The sequence below is a fragment of the Nocardioides sp. NPDC101246 genome, from assembly GCF_044767415.1.
Lineage (GTDB): Bacteria > Actinomycetota > Actinomycetes > Propionibacteriales > Nocardioidaceae > Nocardioides.
In genome coordinates this window covers 56,165-73,294 of record NZ_JBIWNX010000019.1, presented here as the reverse complement: position 1 = coordinate 73,294, position 17,130 = coordinate 56,165, and the positions used below count along the sequence as shown (strand labels likewise).

The following is a 17,130-nucleotide window of genomic DNA, read 5'->3' as shown; positions in this document are numbered from 1 at the left end:
ACCCCGCTGGAGAGCTTCTAAACGTAAAATCGTGAACTTTCTCAAATTCCGTCCGTCTCGACGGCCTGGGTCAGGTCAGGATCGTCGAGAGACGATCGAGGGCCTGCTCGATCTCGGTCGCCGATCCGGCGAAGGAGAGACGTACGAAGCGGTGTCCGTCGACCGGGTCGAAGTCGACGCCAGGAGCCATCGCGACGCCCGTGCGGTCGAGGATCTGGTGGCACCAGGCCATGGTGTCGTCGGTCCAGCGGCTGACGTCGGCATAGACGTAGAAGGCGCCGTCGGCCGGGGCCATCTCGGTGACCCCGAGCGAGCGGAGGCCGTCGAGGAGCACCCCGCGGTTAGTCGCGTAGCGGGTCACGTGACCGTCGAGCTCGGCGTACGCATCCGGGGTGAACGCCGCCACGGCGGCGTGCTGAGCAAGGGTCGGCGGGCAGATGGTGAAGTTGCCGACCAGGACGTCGATCGCGCGGCGCAGATGCGCGGGCGCGAGCAGCCAGCCGATGCGCCAGCCGGTCATCGAGAAGTACTTCGAGAACGAGCCGAACACGACGGCGTCGCGCGAGGTCTCCCAGGCGCTGCGGCCACGGCTGCCGTCCCCGCCGTAGGTCAGCCCGTGGTAGATCTCGTCCGAGATCAGCTGGATCCCCGCCTCCTCGCAGTAGCGAGCCAGGGCGGCCAGCTCCTCGGGCAGCAGCATCGTGCCGGTCGGGTTGGCCGGACTGGCCACCACGAGCCCCTTCAGCCCGACGCGTTCGTGCAGCTCCTGCACCTGCTCCACCGTCGGCTGGAAACGCTCGGCCGCACCGGTCGGGATCTCCACGACCTCGCACCCGAGCGCCGCGAGCACGTTGCGGTAGCAGGGGTAGGACGGCCGGGCCATCGCCACCTTGTCCCCGACGTCGAAGGCGGCCAGGAAGCTGGCCAGGAAACCGCCGCTGGCACCGGTCGTCACGATCACGTCCTCGGGGGAGACGTCGATCCCGTGCCACGCCCGATGGTGCCCCGCGATCGCCTGGCGCAGCTCCAGGATCCCGGTCGACGGCGTATAGCCCAGCGGGTCACCGCTCTGCAGCAGTCGCACCGCCTCGGCGCTGACCGCCTGCGGCGCTCCCGTGGACGGCTGGCCCGAGGTGAGCGAGATGAGGTCGGCGTACGTCCGCTGCCGTTGCGCCGCCCGCTCGAGCATGTCCATCACGTGAAAAGGAGGCACGTTCGCGCGTTGGGCGACGGTCAGACGGTCCATGGAAGCAAACACTAGGATGCAGTCCCAGCGGTCAAAAGGGGGACCCGTGAGCGAGCGCCAGCGAGCGACAGTCCAGTCTCTCGTGCGGCTGCCACCGTATTCTCGCGCTTGCGCTACGGAGGCGGCCGCATGAGCTTCGACGTCCATCAGTTCGACCTGTTCGTGCTGGTCGGCTCCGTGGTCACGCTCCTGGCGATCCTCGCGGTGCGGATGTCGACGAAGGCCGGGCTCCCGTCGCTGCTCATCTACCTGCTGATGGGTGTCCTGCTCGGTGAGTCGGTGCTCGGGATCCGGTTCGACGACGCCGCCCTCGCGCACGCGGTCGGCTTCGGAGCGCTGGCGCTGATCCTGGCCGAAGGTGGTCTGACGACGTCGTGGAAGGACGTACGTCCCGCCTTCGGCCTCGGGCTGATGCTGGCCACGGTCGGGGTGGTGATCTCGATCGGGATCGTCGCGGTGGGTGCGCACTACCTGCTCGGGCTCTCCTGGCAGCTGGCGTTCCTGCTGGGGGCGGTGACCTCGCCGACCGATGCGGCCGCGGTGTTCTCGGTGCTGCGGGTGGTGCCGCTGCCCAAGAGGCTGACCGGTGTCCTCGAGGCGGAGTCGGGGCTCAACGACGCCCCAACCGTGGTGATCGTGACCCTGATCGCCAGCGGCGCGATCGCTGAGCACCCTCCGATCGTCGTCGCCGGGGTCGTGCTCGGCGAGCTGCTGCTGGGCCTCATGGTCGGTCTGCTCGTCGGGTTCGGCGGAGCATGGCTGATGCGGCGGGCCGCGCTGCCCTCCGCCGGGCTCTATCCGCTGGCGGTGATGACGCTGGCCTTCCTGGCCTACGGCGGAGCGACGTGGCTGCACGGGTCCGGGTTCGCGGCGATCTATGTGGCCGCGCTCGTGCTCGGCAACTCCGAGCTCCCGCACCGCGGCGCCACCAGGTCCTTCGCCGAGGGCGTCGCCTGGCTGGCCCAGATCGGGCTCTTCGTGATGCTCGGGCTGCTGCTGTCCCCGGGGCGCATCGACCTCCAGACGATCGGCCTCGCGCTCGTCGCCGGCCTGATCCTGACCGTCATCGCCCGGCCCGCCTCAGTGCTGGTCAGCACGGTGGTCTCCCGGATGACGTGGCGCGAGACCGCCTTCGTCTCCTGGGCGGGGTTGCGTGGCGCGGTGCCGGTCGTGCTCACCACCATCCCGCTCGCCGAGGGCGTCGACGGGGCCGAGGAGCTCTTCGACCTGGTCTTCGTGATGGTCGTCGTCTACACGCTGCTGACCGGCCCGACCCTGCCGTGGGTAGCCCGGGTGCTCGAGGTCGCCCGCCCCAACGACCCGCGCTCGCTCGATCTCGACGTCGCGCCGCTGGAGCAGATCGCGGCCGACCTGATCCAGCTCCGGATCCCGCCCGAGTCCCGCCTGCACGGCGTCGAGGTCGGCGAGCTCCGACTGCCCACGGGGTCTTCGGTGTCGCTGCTGATCCGCGACGGCCGCACCATGGTTCCGGAGAGCACCACCGTCCTCCGCGCCCGCGACGTCGTCCTGGTCGTCGTGCCCCGCCACCAACGTGAGCTCGCCGAACGACGCCTCGAGATGGTCAGCCGGAAGGGACGGCTCGCAGGCTGGCTGCGCTGATCGGGATGCGCCCTACTCGACCGGAGGGCTGCAGATCGTGGCGTCCGCTTTGGCGGTGACGGTCTTGTCGCCGCCGGTGACCTCGGGGAACCTCTCGCCGGTGACGACCACGATTCCCGGGAGGTCGGACTTGGTCTCGACGATCTTCGCGTCGCCGAGCCAGCTCGCGACGAGCGCGGCGGAGGGAGCGTTCTTGTCGGGCGTCCACACCTCGACGGTCTTCAGTTTGGTGCCGCTGGGCGCGTTGCCGGTGGACCCCTTGACGAAGCCCGCGTCGACGAGGTCCGTCATCGCCCGGGTGGCCAGCCCGGCCCGGGTGCTCGCGTTGAGCACCGTCACGACCACCTGCGACGGGTAGACCTCGGAGCCCTTCTTGACCGGCGCGTCCACGCACGGCCCGACATCGACCTTCTGCGGGAACGGTGCGGTCATCGCCTTCCATCCCCAGGCGCCGGCCAGAGCGACCGCGGCCGCGAGGACGGCGAGGATGACGAACGTACGAAGTCCCGTGAGGGCCGAATCGAGCATGGCGCCGAGCCTAACCGCTCGGAACGTCCTAGCCGAGGCTGTGCACGCGGGCGTGCAGCACGTTGCGCTGCTGGAGCGCCGCGCGGAGCGCCCGGTGGAGCCCGTCCTCGAGATAGAGCTCGCCGTTCCACTCCACGACGTGGGCGAAGAGGTCGCCGAAGAACGTCGAGTCCTCGTTGAGCAGCGCCACCAGCTGGAGGGTGTCCTTCGTGGTCACCAGCTCGTCGAGGCGGACAGTCCGAGGAGGCAGCGCGGCCCACCCCTTGGTCGTCAGACCATGGTCAGGGTAGGGGCGAGAATCGCCGACACGCTTGAAGATCACCCTCGTGACTGTATCGCCCCCGAACCAAATCCCAACATAGAGTCCTGGTCATGACGGATGCTGCTGCTCTCTCAGAAGCGGTCGGGCCCGGCTACCAATTCGAGGGTTCGGCCCTCGAGCTCGGGGGCCTGATGGCGGACGCTGAGACGTTGTTGGAGACGCCGATTCGCATTCCTCTGGGGATGTTGAACCGGCATGGGCTGGTCGCCGGCGCGACCGGCACGGGAAAGACGAAGACCCTGCAGCTGCTGGCCGAGCAGCTCTCCGCAGCAGGGGTCCCGGTGTTCGCAGCCGATATCAAGGGCGACCTCTCCGGTCTGTCCGCGCCGGGCGCGTCGAGCGAGAAGCTGACCGCGCGGGCAGCCTCCGTCGGGCAGTCCTGGCAGGCACGCGGGTTCCCGGTCGAATACTTCGCGCTGGGCGGCGAGGGCACCGGCATCCCGGTCCGGGTCACGGTCGACGCCTTCGGGCCGACGCTGCTCGCCAAGGTCCTGGATCTCAACGAGACCCAGGAGTCCTCGCTCGGCCTCGTCTTCCACTACGCCGAGAAGGCCGGCCTGAAGCTGGTCGGGCTCGACGACCTGCGGGCGGTGCTGCAGTGGCTGGTCTCCGACGAGGGCAAGGCCGATCTCAAGGACCTGGGCGGTCTCTCGTCGGCGACGACAGGGGTGATCCTGCGTACGCTCATCGCCTTCGCCGACCAGGGCGCGGACGAGTTCTTCGGTGAGCCGGCGTTCGCCGTCACCGACTTCGTACGCAACGACGGGGACGCCGGGATCATCTCGCTGCTCGAGCTGCCCAACCTGCAGGACCGGCCGGCGATCTTCTCGACCTTCCTGATGTGGCTGCTCGCCGAGCTGTTCCGGGCGCTGCCTGAGGTCGGTGACGTCGACAAGCCCAAGCTGGTCTTCTTCTTCGACGAGGCGCACCTGCTCTTCAACGACGCCTCCGACGCGTTCCTCGACCAGATCACCAACACGGTCCGGCTGATCCGCTCCAAGGGTGTCGGAGTCTTCTTCGTCACCCAGAAGCCGACCGACGTCCCCGACGACGTGCTCGGTCAGCTCGGCTCGCGCATCCAGCACCAGCTGCGGGTCGCCACGCCCAACGACGCCAAGGCCCTCAAGGCCAGCGTCAACACCTACCCGACCTCCTCCTACGACGACCTCGGGGCGGTCATCCAGACGCTCGGGATCGGCGAGGCGATCGTGACCGTCATGAACGAACGCGGCGCGCCGACGCCGGTCGCCTGGACGCGGCTGCGCGCGCCCGAGTCGCTGATGGGTCCGGCGGAGGCGGCGGCCATGACGGCTGCGGTGGCGGCCTCCCCGCTGGCGGCGAAGTACACCGCGTCCGTCGAGGTCGAGTCCGCCGCCGACCAGCTCAAGGCGAAGACGGACGCGGCGGCAGCTGCCGCGAAGGCCGAGGCCGAGGAGAAGGCTGCGCAGAAGACGGCTCAGAAGACCGCCCCGAAGAAGTCCTCGGGTTCGCGATCTCGGTCGAAGGACGACGACGACTCCGTGATCGAGACCGTGGTGAAGTCGACGGCCTTCAAGCAGGCCGCGCGCACCGCAGCCAGGGAGCTCGTCAGGGGAATCTTCAAGCGCCGCTGAGTCCGGCCGGTTTCTGATTGGCTCGGGCATGGGCAGAATCCTTATCGTCTGCTCATGCCCGACCTTCTCCTCCGGAACGTACGCATCGTTCCCCTGTCGCCTCGGGCGGACGTGCCCGCCGGGGTGGTCGACGTGCTCGTCGTCGACGGTGTCGTCTCGGCGGTCGGAGAGAGCCTGTCCCGACCGGATGGTGTCGAGGCGTACGACGCGGGCGGCCGCTGGGTCGTGCCGGGTCTGTGGGACGCCCACACCCACCTCGCTCAGTGGACCCTGCGGGCCAGCAGGCTTGACCTGCACGGCACCCGTTCGCCCGCCGAGGCACTGGCGCGCGTCGCCGCGGCCGCGCGCGAGATCGAGCCGGGCGAGGCGATCGTCGGGATGGGCCACTCGGCCGGCACCTGGGACCGCTGGGGCACCGTCTCCGAGCTCGACTCGGTCACCGGCGGCATCCCCGCGATCCTGGTCAACCACGACTTCCACCACGCCTGGCTGAACACCGCCGCGCTCGACGCCGTGGACCTGCCGCGCCGCGAGGACATGGTGCAGGAGACGGAGTGGTACCAGGCCTATCCGCGGGTCGCTGAGCTCTTCGAGACCAGCGGGAGCACACCGGCGGCCTACCGTCGGATGCTCACCCGGACCGCCGCTCTCGGCGTGGTCGGGATGACCGACTTCGAGGTCGGCGTCCGGCTCGAGGACTGGCGGTGGCGGTGGGCCTACGGCTGCGACCTTCTGCGCGTCCGGGTCGCGACGTACGCCGACCAGCTGGACGAGGCGATCGCCGAGGGGCGGCGCACGGGGGACCCGCTGATCGCGGGTGAGGACCGGCTGACGATGGGACCGCTCAAGATCATCAGCGACGGCTCGCTCGGCACGCGGACCGCGTGGTGCTGCGACCCGTACGCCGACGACCCGGACAGCTGTGGAGCGCCGAACCAGTCACCAGACGAGCTGCACGGGCTCCTGAGGAAGGCGCGCGCCGCCGGCCTCGAGGTCGCCACCCACGCGATCGGTGACCGGGCGGTGTCGGAGGCATTGGCGGCGTACGAGACGACGGGGGCGCGCGGGAGCATCGAGCACGCCCAGCTCGTACGTCGCGAGGATCTGCCGCTGATGGCTCGACTCGGGATCACCGCGTCCGTGCAGCCGGCGCACATCCTCGACGACCGCGAGATGACCGAGGACGTCTGGCCCGGGCGTGAGGACCGCTGCTTCGCGACCCGCTGGATGCTCGACGAGGGCGTGCGGATCGCGCTCGGGTCGGATGCTCCGGTCGCGCCGCTCGACCCGTGGCTGGCCATCGCTTCCGCCGTCGGGCGCTCGCGCGACGGAAAGGAGCCGTGGCACCCGGAGCAGGCACTCACCGTCCAGGAGGCGTTGGCGGCGTCGGTCGACGGTCAGCCCACGGTCGCTCCCGGATCACGCGGCGACCTGGCCGTGCTCGACATCGACCCGCTCCGGGCCTCGGTCGGGGATCTCGCCGCGATCGCCCACGGTGGGGTCGTACTGACCACGGTCGGCGGCCGGATCGTCCACCGCAGCTCCTAGACCCCTGAGAACAAGCCGAGGCCCGGCCGTCACGGCCGGGCCTCGCGCAACGGGATCAGTGGATCCCCCCATTAGCTGCTGGTCAGGCGGACCAGCGCACCGAGTCGTCGACGAAGTCGGCGAACACGTGAACACCGCGCAGGTCCTGGCGCTCATCCATGAGCTTCGTCAGGGCACTGGCGTGACGGAACTTGAGGCTGTGCTGCTTCGCGGCACTGTTGGCCTCAGGCTGGGTGGCGGTGAGTGTTTCCATCGAGGTCCCCCCTACAACGGATAGATGGTGTGCATCGTGGTTTGTCCTGCGCATCAAGCATCCCGCCCCCAAGTCGCGAGCAGGTTGTTTGAACGTTACAAGCCGGTTTCGGTAAAAGAAATGGCTGTCGATGCCTGATGCGGTATCTGCCGAGCGATAGGGCCGAATCTCGCTAGACAAAGACGATGGCCGTCAGTCCGCGGCGGATCTGAGCGTGTCGACCGCCTGGCGTGCCTGCTCGAGGAGTCGCAGCGCGGCGCTCGCGTCGGGAAGGTTCGGCTCCGGGGACCAGAGCTGGTCGGCATCGCTGATCGGGTCTGCTCCGTCGATGATCGGGTCGAGATCGGTCACCAGGGCGCCCTTCGACGGGTCGCCGGCGAGCGAGGCGCGGATCGCGCCGTGGTCGATCGGGGACGCCGAGGCGATCAGCGTGGCGTTGCCGAACCTCGCTCCCGCGAGCGCGGACCCCTGCACGATCATCGCGACATGCCCGAAGACCGTACGCAACGTGGCGAGCTCGCGACGGGTGAAGAGCAGCTCGGGCCCGGCGACGGAGTTCAGCACGAGCCGGCCCTCCTCGCTCAGCGCGCTGCGTGCCGCGGTGACGCACTCCAGCGACGTGAACGCAGGCGGGATCCGATTGCCGACGAAGACGTCGATGACGATGGCGTCATGCTCCGAGCCCGGGTGAGCCTCGAGCCACGAGCGTGCCTCGGCGGTCTCCATGGTGATTCCAGGAGGAAGCGGGAACCGTGACCTGGTCAGCTCGACCAGCGCGGGCTCCAGTTCCACGACCGTCTGCGTGGTCGCGGGCCACCGGTGGGCGACGGCACGGGGGAGGGCGAGCAGCGCCCCGCCCAGGTGGGCGGCGCTGCGAGGTGCCTGGTCCCCGAGCGCAGCCAGCATCCACCGGATCGAGGCGAGCTTCGGCGGCTGCGCCGGGTCTTCGCCGAGATGGGACTGCGCTACGCCGTCGATCTGGATGGCCCAGCCGTCCTCTTTGCGTACGAGATCTGCGGTGCTGCCGTCCGAGAAGACGATGCGCTCGAGGCTCCCTGATGGCCCGGAGGGTGTTGACATACGTCGATCCTGCCAGACACCATCGCGCCCGAGCCGGGACATTCCGGTAACCTGCTGGCGTCGTTGGTCAGCGCCGCAGTTCTCGGACGTCGGGACTCGGATATCGGGCGTGAGGGAGTTCTTGCGGTGGAGATATGGGAGGTCGCCGAACATGACGACCGGATCGAGGGTCTCACCGCCGACGGGAAGCCGGATCCGGCCTACGCCGCCTCGCTCGGCCTGAAGGACGCGCCGCTGGGCCGCCGTGCGGTCGCGGCCGCCGTCGACATCGTCTGCTTCCTGCTCCTGCAGATCCCCTATCTCGTCTTCACGCTCCCGCTGCTGCTGAAGCTGATCCAGGGCAAGTTCGGCTTCGCGCGGTTCCTGAGCCACCCCGACTTCATGCTGGCAGCGATCGCGGGTGGCGCGACCGTGCTGCTGAGCCTGGTCTACGTCATCGTCCAGATCGTCTTCCACGGCCGCCGCGGGGTCACGCTGGGCAAGTCTCTCGCCGGAGTCCGCTCGGTCAACGTCAAGACGCTCGAGCGGCCCGGTGTCGGCCGCGCCTTCCTCCGCGCCCTGGTGCTCTGGGGCTCCGGGATCATCCCGATCGCGCCGATCGCCTTCCTCGCCTCACCGCTGTTCGACAAGGAGGAGCGGGGCCGCGGCTGGCACGACAAGGTCGCCGAGACCTGGATGGTCGACGTCCGCGAGGGCCTCGACCCCTACGACGAGAAGCGGATGCGCATCGCCCGCAAGACGGTCGCGGCCGCGCCCGTGGCCGAGCGGAAGTCGCTGCCCTCGCTCAGCACGCCCAACGACCACGACGCCGGGAGCTACCGGCCCTCGGGACGGGTCAGCGCCGGCGTGCTCGGCGTCTCCCGCCCGAAGGCGAGGAACGACGAGCCGGGCGCCTCTCCTGGTGGCGCGCTCGCGACCCCGGCGTCGGGACCGGTGGCACCGAAGCCGGTGACCCCGGCGATCCCGCCCTCGCGCGCGGTGACGCCCAACCAGGGCCAGACGGTTCCCCCGCCGCCTCCGACCCCTACGCCTACGCCCTACCCGCACCCGGCGCCGACCCCGACGCCGCCTCCGACCCCGACGCCCACTCCCACGCCGACCCCGGCTCCGACGCCGCTGCCCACATCCGGCGGCCAGCAGCCTCCGGCGCAGCCGCGCGAGCGGGGCATCATGCTCAAGGTCGACTCCGGGGAGCGGATCCCGGTGACCGGCTTGGTGCTGGTCGGCCGTGACCCCGCCGTGACGGAGAACACGCTGGGGGCGCGTACGGTCTCGATCATCGACGTATCGGTCTCGAAGACCCACCTGTCCCTGCGCCCCAGCGGCGACGGCGTCGAGGTCACCGACCGAGGCTCGACCAACGGCACCGTGGTGACCCACGAGGGTGCCACCCGACGGCTGAACGCCTGGGAGCCGGTGCTGGCGCCGGTCGGCGCGATGATCCGCTTCGGCGACCGCTCTGCTCTGGTGCGTCGCGGGTGACCGCCGCCCCAGCCGCACGATCTTTTCTGAACGTTGACGAGGGGAACGAAGGATGAAGGTCAAGCTCACACTCCACCGGCCCGGTGTCGCGCCTGCGGATGTGATCGTCACGGCCGACTCGACCGCGACTGCGGGTGACGTCGCTCGGCACATCGCCGATGCGGACCCGGCTCGTTCGATCATCGCGGGGGAGCACGACGTCTTGACCCTGGCGGTCGCCCCGCCGACCGCGGAGCGGATGGAGCCGCTCCAGCACGACATCCCCATCGGTGAGGCTCCGATCGGGTCAGGCTTCGCCGCCGCGGTGGTCAACCTGGGACCGGATCATGAGGCGACCGGCTCACGGCGCAAGAGCGTCGGTGTGCTGCGCGCGATCGACGGGCCCGTGCGTGGTCAGGCGTTCCCGCTGGTCACCGGTCACGCCTCGATCGGTCGCGGTCCCGAGAACGAGATCGTGCTCGCCGACCCGATGGTCTCCAAGCGTCACGCCCGCATCGAGGTGGACCGCTCGGTCGAGCTGGTCGACCTCAACTCGGCCAACGGCGTCGTCGTCGACGGCACCCAGGTCTCCCGCGTACGTCTGGCGCCGGACACGCCCGTCGTCATCGGCAGCACCACGCTGGTCATGCAGCTCTCGGCCGACTTCCTCTCCGCCGTCGAGGACCCGGTGCTCGAGCGCGGTGGCGGCCTGCTCTTCAACCGCAGCCCGCGGGTCGACGTCCGCTACCCCGGCACCGAGCACCCGCCGCCGTGGATGCCCACGGAGATGCAGAAGAAGCTGTTCCCGTGGTTCGTGCTGATCGCGCCGATCATCATGGCGCTCTCGATCTACGCGATGACCGGCCGCGCCCGGGCGCTGCTGCTGGTCGTGATGACGCCGATGATGGCGGTCGGCAACTTCATCAACCAGAGCCGTCAGGCCGGAGCGAAACAGGACCACGAGATCCAGCTCTTCGAGCGGCAGTTCGAGAAGCTGGAGGAGACCTTCTACCGCAGCAAGCCCGAGGAGGAGCTGGCGCGCAACGAGGAGGTCCCACCGGTCGCGGAGGTCTTCGAGCAGGCGATGCAGCTCGGTCCGAGGCTGTGGACCCGGCGGCCCGAGCACTGGAACTTCCTGGCCGTACGTCTCGGCACGACCCGCGCCCCGTCGCGCAACTCGATCGCCGAGCGTGACACCCAGAACGGTCTGCCCGAATACATCGAGCGGATCGACCGGCTCATGGAGCGCTACAAGTACGTCGACGACGTACCGCTGCTGGAGTCGCTCCCCGCGGTCGGCTCCGTGGGTGTCGCCGGGCCGGCCGGGCCGGCCGCCGACGCGATGCGTGGGCTCGCGGTCCAGCTCTTCGGGTTGCACGCTCCCAACGAGGTCGTCACCGTCGCCTTCGCCGACCCGGACTGGGTCGAGGAGTTCGAGTGGCTCAAGTGGCTGCCGCACACCACCTCGGAGACCAACCGGTTCAAGGACATGCCGCTGGCCGACTCCGCGCCGACGGCCAACGCCCTGCTCAGCGCGCTGGAGGAATACATCATGCGCGCCGGCCGGACCGCGGAGCACCGTGGCCCGTTCGCCGAGAAGTGGAACCCGATGCAGTACGGCACCGACGTCGCCCGCGCCGGGGAGGAGACCAACGCCCGGGTGCAGGTCTCGATCGTCGTCTTCGTGACCAACGACGCTCCGGTGGACCGCGCCCGGCTGGTCCAGGTCCTCGAGCGTGGTGCCGATGTCGGCGTACACGCCGTCTTCATGTCCTCCACCGTCGAAGCGCTGCCGGCCGTGTGCCGCAGCTTCCTGGACGTGAGCAACGGCCTGGAGCGTGCCACCGTCGGCCTCGTCCGCAACGGTGACCTCCACGAGGGCGTCACGGTGGAGGGTGTCTCCAACGCCTACATGGAGATGTTCGCCAAGCGGCTCGCGCCGGTGGTGGACGCCAGCACGGTCGTCCACGACTCCTCCGACCTGCCCAACTCGGTCGGGTTCCTGTCGTTGGTCGGCAACGAGGTGGCCGAGGACCCGCACTCCGTGGTGGAGCGCTGGCGGCAGAACAACTCGGTCATCGACCGCTCCGACCGGCCGCGGCCGCGGCTGAAGAAGGCGGGTAACCTGCGCGCCATCATCGGTCAGGGAGCCTCGGACGCGATGACGTTGGACCTGCGTACGCAGGGCCCGCACGCCCTCGTCGGCGGCACCACCGGTGCCGGTAAGTCCGAGTTCCTGCAGGCATGGGTGCTCGGCATCGCCTCGGCCCACTCGCCCGACCGGGTGACGTTCCTCTTCGTCGACTACAAGGGCGGCTCGGCCTTCGCGGACTGCATCGAGCTGCCGCACTGTGTCGGTCTGGTGACCGACCTGAGCCCGCACCTCGTGCGCCGTGCGCTGACCAGCCTCAAGGCCGAGCTGCACTACCGCGAGCACCTGTTCAACCGGAAGAAGGCCAAGGACCTCCTCGAGCTGGAGAAGCGACAGGACCCGGAGTGCCCGCCCGCGCTGGTGCTCGTCATCGACGAGTTCGCCGCGCTGGCCGGTGAGGTCCCGGAGTTCGTCGACGGCGTCGTCGACATCGCCCAGCGAGGGCGTTCGCTCGGCATCCACCTGATCATGGCGACCCAGCGCCCGGCCGGTGTCATCAAGGACAACCTGCGGGCCAACACCAACCTCCGCGTCGCGCTGCGTATGGCCGACGAGACCGACTCCAAGGACGTCGTCGACGACCCGATCGCCGGGACCTTCCCGCCGTCCCTGCCGGGGCGCGGCATCGCGAAGACCGGACCCGGCCGCCTGACCCCGTTCCAGTCGGCCTACGCGGGTGGTTGGACACGCGACGACGAGGTCGTCACCGCCGACGTGAAGGTGGCCGAGCTCAAGTTCGGTTCGATCACGGAGTGGGAGCCGGAGCGTCCGCCGGAGAGCGACTCGCACGACGAGGACCTCGGCCCCAACGACCAGAAGCGGATCGTGGCCAACCTGATCAAGGCCTCCGCCACCGCTGGTCTGATGACCCCACGGCGACCGTGGCTCGACGACCTGGCGTCCGTGGTCGACATGCGGGACCTGCCGCTGGAGGGCGACGGACAGATCCTGCTGGGTCTCGCCGACATCCCGGAGCGTCAGCAGCAGAACGCGATCTACTTCACCCCCGACCGCGACGGATCGCTGCTCATCTTCGGGTCCTCCGGTTCGGGCAAGTCGACCATGTTGAAGACGATCGCGACCGCTGCCGGTGCGCGGCCGGAGCTCGGCCGGGTCCAGGTCTACGGCCTCGACTTCGCCTCCGGTGCTCTGGGTGCGATCGAGCGCCTCCCGCACGTCGGCTCGATCATCGACGGCGACGACGCCGAGCGTCTGCAGCGGCTGATGCGCACCCTCGAGCGGGAGATGGACCGCCGCTCCGAGCTGTTCTCCAAGGCCGCGGCCGCGAACCTCACCGAATACCGGGAGATCGCCGACCAGTCGATGCCGCGCATCCTGCTCCTGATCGACAACTACCCCGAGTTCAAGAAGGAGTGGGAGATCGCCGCCGGTCGCGCGCCGTTCTACCAGTCCTTCATGCGGGTCCTCGGTGAGGGCCGCCCGCTCGGCATCCATGCGGTGATCACCGCCGACCGCAGCGGCTCGGTGCCGACCGCGGTCTTCGCGAACATCCCGCGCCGTGTCGTCATGCGGCTTTCCGACCCGAGCCAGTACGTCCTGGTCGGAGCACCCAAGGACGTACTCAACGAGCAGTCGGTGCCCGGCCGCGCCGTCGTCGACAAGGCCGAGGTGCAGCTCGCCGTCCTGGGCGGCACGACCAACGTCGCCGAGCAGACCAAGGCTCTCGACGAGCTGGTCTCGCAGCTGCGCACCCTGGGTGTTCCCGAGGTAGGCGAGATCGGTGCCCTGCCGACGAAGATCTCCAGCAGGGCCATGCCGGCGCAGGCCAACGGGCAGCCCGTCTTCGGTATCGCCGACGACACCCTGTCCGCGCGCGGCTTCGACCCGATCGGCTCGTTCATCATCACCGGCCCGCCGCAGTCCGGTAAGACGAACGCCCTCAAGGCGCTCATCGAGTCCGTCGAACGCTTCGACCCCGAGGTGAAGCTGTTCCACCTCGGTAGCCGTCGCGCCCTGCTCGGCGACTTCCGGCCCTGGGTACGCAGCGCCACCCGCCCCGACGACGAGAAGGCGCTCGTCACCGAGCTCGCCGAGATCGTCGCCGACGAGTCCTTCCCCGGCCGCATCATGATCGTCGCCGAGGACATGACCCACCTGGCAGACGGTCCCGCCGACCGCCCGATGCGCGCTCTGCTGCAGGCGATCAACAACTCCGACCACCTCTTCGTCGGCGACGCCGACGTCACCCGGGCCGGCGGCGGCTCGGGCGTCATGGGTGAATGGAAGGCAGCCCGCCAGGGCATCGTGCTCAAGCCGGACACCTACGACGGCGACACGCTGTTCAAGGTTCCGTTCGGCAAGCTCAAGCGCACCGACTTCCCCACGGGCCGCGGAATCTTCGTCCAGGCCGGTCGTACGGTGACCATGCAGATGCCCCTGGCGAGCGACACCGAAGGCTCTGCATGAACCTCAGCACAATTCCGACAATGAAGCCGTTTTTACCCTTCACAACCTCATGAAGGGTGCCCTACGGTGGCGAGCGGCGTGCTCTCGTGCGTCACCTCATGAAATCCCGGGAAAGGTAATGAGCGATGAGTGATTTCGGCGCAACCTACGACGAGATGACCGGCACCGCCGACAAGCTCGACCAGGGCAAGGACACGATCGAGTCGGCGCTGGACGAGTGCCAGGGCTATGTGGACGAGCTGGTTCAGGACGGGTTCAAGACGGAGAAGGCGTCGGGCAAGTTCCAGGACGGCTACTCGGAGATGACCACGGGTCTGAAGGATGCCATTGCTGGTGTCGAGGACATGGCTCAGGCTCTGCGTGACATGGCGACCGCCATCCAGGACCTCGACTCGCAGCTCGCCGGCGGCTGAGCCACAACGTTGGTCACGATGGTGGGCTTGCTTCATTGGGGCCCACCATCACCCGTCTCGGCCAGATGCTGCGGTGTCGACTCCCGCTGGCGCGCTGTTGCGACCTCCTAACCGAGGTGAGCAGAAACCTTTACCTTCGGAGATGTTTAGAACCAGGCGTAGCGGGTAGAACTACCGCGACGACGTTGATCGCCTGGATCTCGGACCACGCCCGGGATAACGGTGTCGGCTCGTCGAGTTCACGCTTCTCGACCATGTGATGCGTGAGTGATGGTGACGAACGGTGCCGCAACGCGGTGTCGTGTAATGAAAATTGCGGAAAGGCAATGATCGATGAGTGACTTCGGGGCAACCTACGACGAGATGACCGGCACCGCCGACAAGCTCGACCAGGGCAAGGACACGATCGAGTCGGCGCTGGACGAGTGCCAGGGCTATGTGGACGAGCTGGTTCAGGACGGGTTCAAGACGGAGAAGGCGTCGGGCAAGTTCCAGGACGGCTACTCGGAGATGACCACGGGTCTGAAGGACGCCATTGCTGGTGTCGAGGACATGGCTCAGGCTCTGCGTGACATGGCCACGGCGATCCAGGACCTGGACTCGCAGCTCGCCGGCGGCTGAACAGCAACGCTTGCCAGATGGTGGGCTGGCGTCTGCTGGCCCACCATCTCTCCATTTTCTCTCGATCCCGCGCTGCGATGACCACACTCGACGGCGTGCTCAGTAACCACGCGAAAGGTGCACAGCCATGGCGGATATCTTGATCAAGATCTCCGAGCTCGAGAAGGTCAAGACGTCATTGGACTCGATCGTCGATGAGTTCGAGAACGCCACTGACAGCTCTGAGGATCTCGAGTCTGACATCGGCGACCCGTTCGACATGAGCGATCTGCGCGACAAGGCCTGTGACTTCGAGGAGCGCTGGGACGACAAGCGCAACGACCTCAAAGACAGCCTGAAGAAGGTCAGTGAGCACATCAAGGGCGTTATCGACGGGATCGAGGAGTGGGACAGCGAGACTGCCCTCCAGTTCGAGCCCAAGAAGAAGTAGAACCCACAGCCTTTAATCGCTCCTGACGGAAAGGACAACCCCCACATGTTCGGTGGCATGCAGGATTCCCCGAAGGGGCGCGAGATCAAGTCGGTCGAGGGTTCGCCCTCGGGGATCATCGCGCGCGGGACCGCGATCGAGCGGCTCGGCAAGATGATGGACGCCTCGGCTGACACGCTGCGCGACATCAAGGAGAACACCTTCGCCGGCGGCGAGCAGCAGGGTAAGGCCATCGAGAAGCTCCAAGAGACCATCGGAGACTCCTACAAGGTCCTCGAAGAAGCGGCTGACCTCTACAAGCCCGTTGGTCCGGTGCTCGTCACCTACGGCGAGATGCTGGAGACCTACAAGCCGCTGATCGACCGCACCGCGTCCTCGTGCAGCGACCTCTGGGACATCTACAACGCCCTGCCCGGTGACAAGGACGACAGCACGACCGAGGACGACGGCGGTTTTCTCGGCATCGGCGACACCGACAAGGAAGAGGCGGCCGACAACAAGGCCAAGAAGGAAGCCTACGACAACTGGGAGACCGAGGCCGAAGTCTTCGACACCTGGTACGACGTATGGGAGGACGGCTTCGACGCAGCCGTCAGCGGGATCTCCGACGGCCTTTCCGGATCCATCGAGGACGGCTTCTGGGACAACTACGGAGACTTCATCGACGCGGTCTACGAGGTCCTGACCTGGGCCGCTCTGATCATCGCTGTGGTCGCGATCTTCTGCACCGGTTTCGGTGCGCTGGCAGCCATCCTCGCGCTCGCCGCCTTTGCGGTTTCCGCCATCAAGTTCGCCTGCGGGCAGCAGAGTCTGGGGCAGTTGGCCCTCGATGCCCTGGCCATCATTCCGATCGGGAAGCTGTCGAACCTTTCCAAGCTCGGCCATCTGGCCAACATGGCGAAGGGCAGCAAGCTGACCGCTCTGTCCAGGACCTGGGGTGCCATGAGCAAGGGGCCGATCGGCGATCTGACCAAGGCAGCCCGACTCAAGGACGCCTTCAAGGTGAAGAGCGGCGCCGAGGTTCTCGAGGGCCTGATCGGTAAGCCCTTCAAGGCGTTCCGGACCGACAACCTGAAGATGTACATGGGCAACCTCGACGCTCTCAAGGGCGGTCTGGGAGCGTTCCGGGGCATGACGAAGATCGAGTTCGGGGTGGCCCGGTTCGGCGCGACGCTCGGCACCATCGGCAATGCCGGGAAGCTCACGCAGGGAACGGATCACTTCGACCCCATCCCGATCGACATCCCTGAGATCAAGGTCCCGGGCATGCCTGCCTGGCTTGGTTTCTAGGTTCGGTTCAAGCGCAACAAACGTCTGAGGTGCAGAGTGGCGAAGTGGGCAGTAGAGCTGGTTGACGACCTGGATGTTCCGGGGTGGCTTCCTGTTCCTGAAGGGTTGACGCCTGCGGAGCGTGAA

General features: G+C 68.2%; 14 protein-coding genes. 9 read left to right on the top strand and 5 right to left on the bottom strand.

Annotated elements, in window-relative coordinates; all coding sequences use genetic code 11:
• Positions 1-70: 70 nt before the first annotated feature.
• On the bottom strand, positions 71-1,246 hold the full coding sequence (locus ACIRON_RS27195; protein WP_402997414.1) for a pyridoxal phosphate-dependent aminotransferase: 1,176 nt from the start codon (positions 1,244-1,246) through the stop codon (positions 71-73).
• A gap of 129 nt (positions 1,247-1,375) precedes the next feature.
• On the opposite strand from ACIRON_RS27195, the gene ACIRON_RS27190 reads away from it, so the two are divergent.
• A complete protein-coding gene (locus tag ACIRON_RS27190; RefSeq protein WP_402997411.1) occupies positions 1,376-2,866 on the top strand; it encodes a potassium/proton antiporter in 1,491 nt (496 codons plus the stop codon).
• Between the two features lie 12 nt (positions 2,867-2,878).
• Here ACIRON_RS27190 and ACIRON_RS27185 read toward each other — a convergent pair whose 3' ends face one another.
• Positions 2,879-3,394 carry a LytR C-terminal domain-containing protein gene (locus tag ACIRON_RS27185; RefSeq protein ID WP_091043315.1) on the bottom strand — a complete coding sequence of 172 codons (516 nt, stop codon included), beginning with the start codon at positions 3,392-3,394 and terminating at the stop codon, positions 2,879-2,881.
• Between the two features lie 28 nt (positions 3,395-3,422).
• A complete protein-coding gene (locus tag ACIRON_RS27180; protein ID WP_045551249.1) occupies positions 3,423-3,716 on the bottom strand; it encodes a type II toxin-antitoxin system VapB family antitoxin in 294 nt (97 codons plus the stop codon).
• Positions 3,717-3,766: 50 nt separating this feature from the next.
• On the opposite strand from ACIRON_RS27180, the gene ACIRON_RS27175 reads away from it, so the two are divergent.
• Together ACIRON_RS27175 and ACIRON_RS27170 are read left to right on the top strand one after the other, a co-directional pair.
• On the top strand, positions 3,767-5,329 hold the full coding sequence (locus ACIRON_RS27175) for a helicase HerA-like domain-containing protein (RefSeq protein WP_402997407.1): 1,563 nt from the start codon (positions 3,767-3,769) through the stop codon (positions 5,327-5,329).
• A gap of 54 nt (positions 5,330-5,383) precedes the next feature.
• Positions 5,384-6,877 (top strand): amidohydrolase family protein, encoded by a 1,494-nt coding sequence (locus ACIRON_RS27170; protein ID WP_402997404.1) that lies wholly within the window; start codon positions 5,384-5,386, stop codon positions 6,875-6,877.
• An 82-nt stretch (positions 6,878-6,959) separates the two neighbouring features.
• Here ACIRON_RS27170 and ACIRON_RS27165 read toward each other — a convergent pair whose 3' ends face one another.
• Together ACIRON_RS27165 and ACIRON_RS27160 are read right to left on the bottom strand one after the other, a co-directional pair.
• Positions 6,960-7,130, bottom strand: a complete 171-nt coding sequence (locus tag ACIRON_RS27165; protein ID WP_168381080.1) for a hypothetical protein — start codon at positions 7,128-7,130, stop codon at positions 6,960-6,962.
• Between the two features lie 192 nt (positions 7,131-7,322).
• Complete coding sequence (locus tag ACIRON_RS27160) at positions 7,323-8,210, bottom strand: spermidine synthase (RefSeq protein WP_402997402.1); 888 nt, start codon at positions 8,208-8,210, stop codon at positions 7,323-7,325.
• 126 nt (positions 8,211-8,336) lie between these two features.
• Here ACIRON_RS27160 and ACIRON_RS27155 point away from each other — a divergent pair, with 126 nt between their 5' ends.
• The 6 genes from ACIRON_RS27155 to ACIRON_RS27130 all read left to right on the top strand — a co-directional run bounded on the left by ACIRON_RS27155 (position 8,337) and on the right by ACIRON_RS27130 (position 17,004).
• Positions 8,337-9,692, top strand: a complete 1,356-nt coding sequence (locus ACIRON_RS27155; RefSeq protein WP_402997400.1) for an RDD family protein — start codon at positions 8,337-8,339, stop codon at positions 9,690-9,692.
• A gap of 52 nt (positions 9,693-9,744) precedes the next feature.
• Positions 9,745-14,250 (top strand): FtsK/SpoIIIE domain-containing protein, encoded by a 4,506-nt coding sequence (locus tag ACIRON_RS27150; RefSeq protein WP_402997398.1) that lies wholly within the window; start codon positions 9,745-9,747, stop codon positions 14,248-14,250.
• A 125-nt stretch (positions 14,251-14,375) separates the two neighbouring features.
• Complete coding sequence (locus ACIRON_RS27145) at positions 14,376-14,663, top strand: WXG100 family type VII secretion target (RefSeq protein ID WP_141791345.1); 288 nt, start codon at positions 14,376-14,378, stop codon at positions 14,661-14,663.
• A gap of 333 nt (positions 14,664-14,996) precedes the next feature.
• Positions 14,997-15,284, top strand: coding sequence for a WXG100 family type VII secretion target (locus ACIRON_RS27140; RefSeq protein ID WP_141791345.1), 288 nt, complete (start codon positions 14,997-14,999; stop codon positions 15,282-15,284).
• Between the two features lie 127 nt (positions 15,285-15,411).
• Positions 15,412-15,714, top strand: coding sequence for a flagellar protein FlgN (locus ACIRON_RS27135; RefSeq protein WP_402997395.1), 303 nt, complete (start codon positions 15,412-15,414; stop codon positions 15,712-15,714).
• Between the two features lie 57 nt (positions 15,715-15,771).
• Complete coding sequence (locus ACIRON_RS27130) at positions 15,772-17,004, top strand: hypothetical protein (RefSeq protein WP_402997392.1); 1,233 nt, start codon at positions 15,772-15,774, stop codon at positions 17,002-17,004.
• The last annotated feature ends 126 nt before the right edge of the window (positions 17,005-17,130 follow it).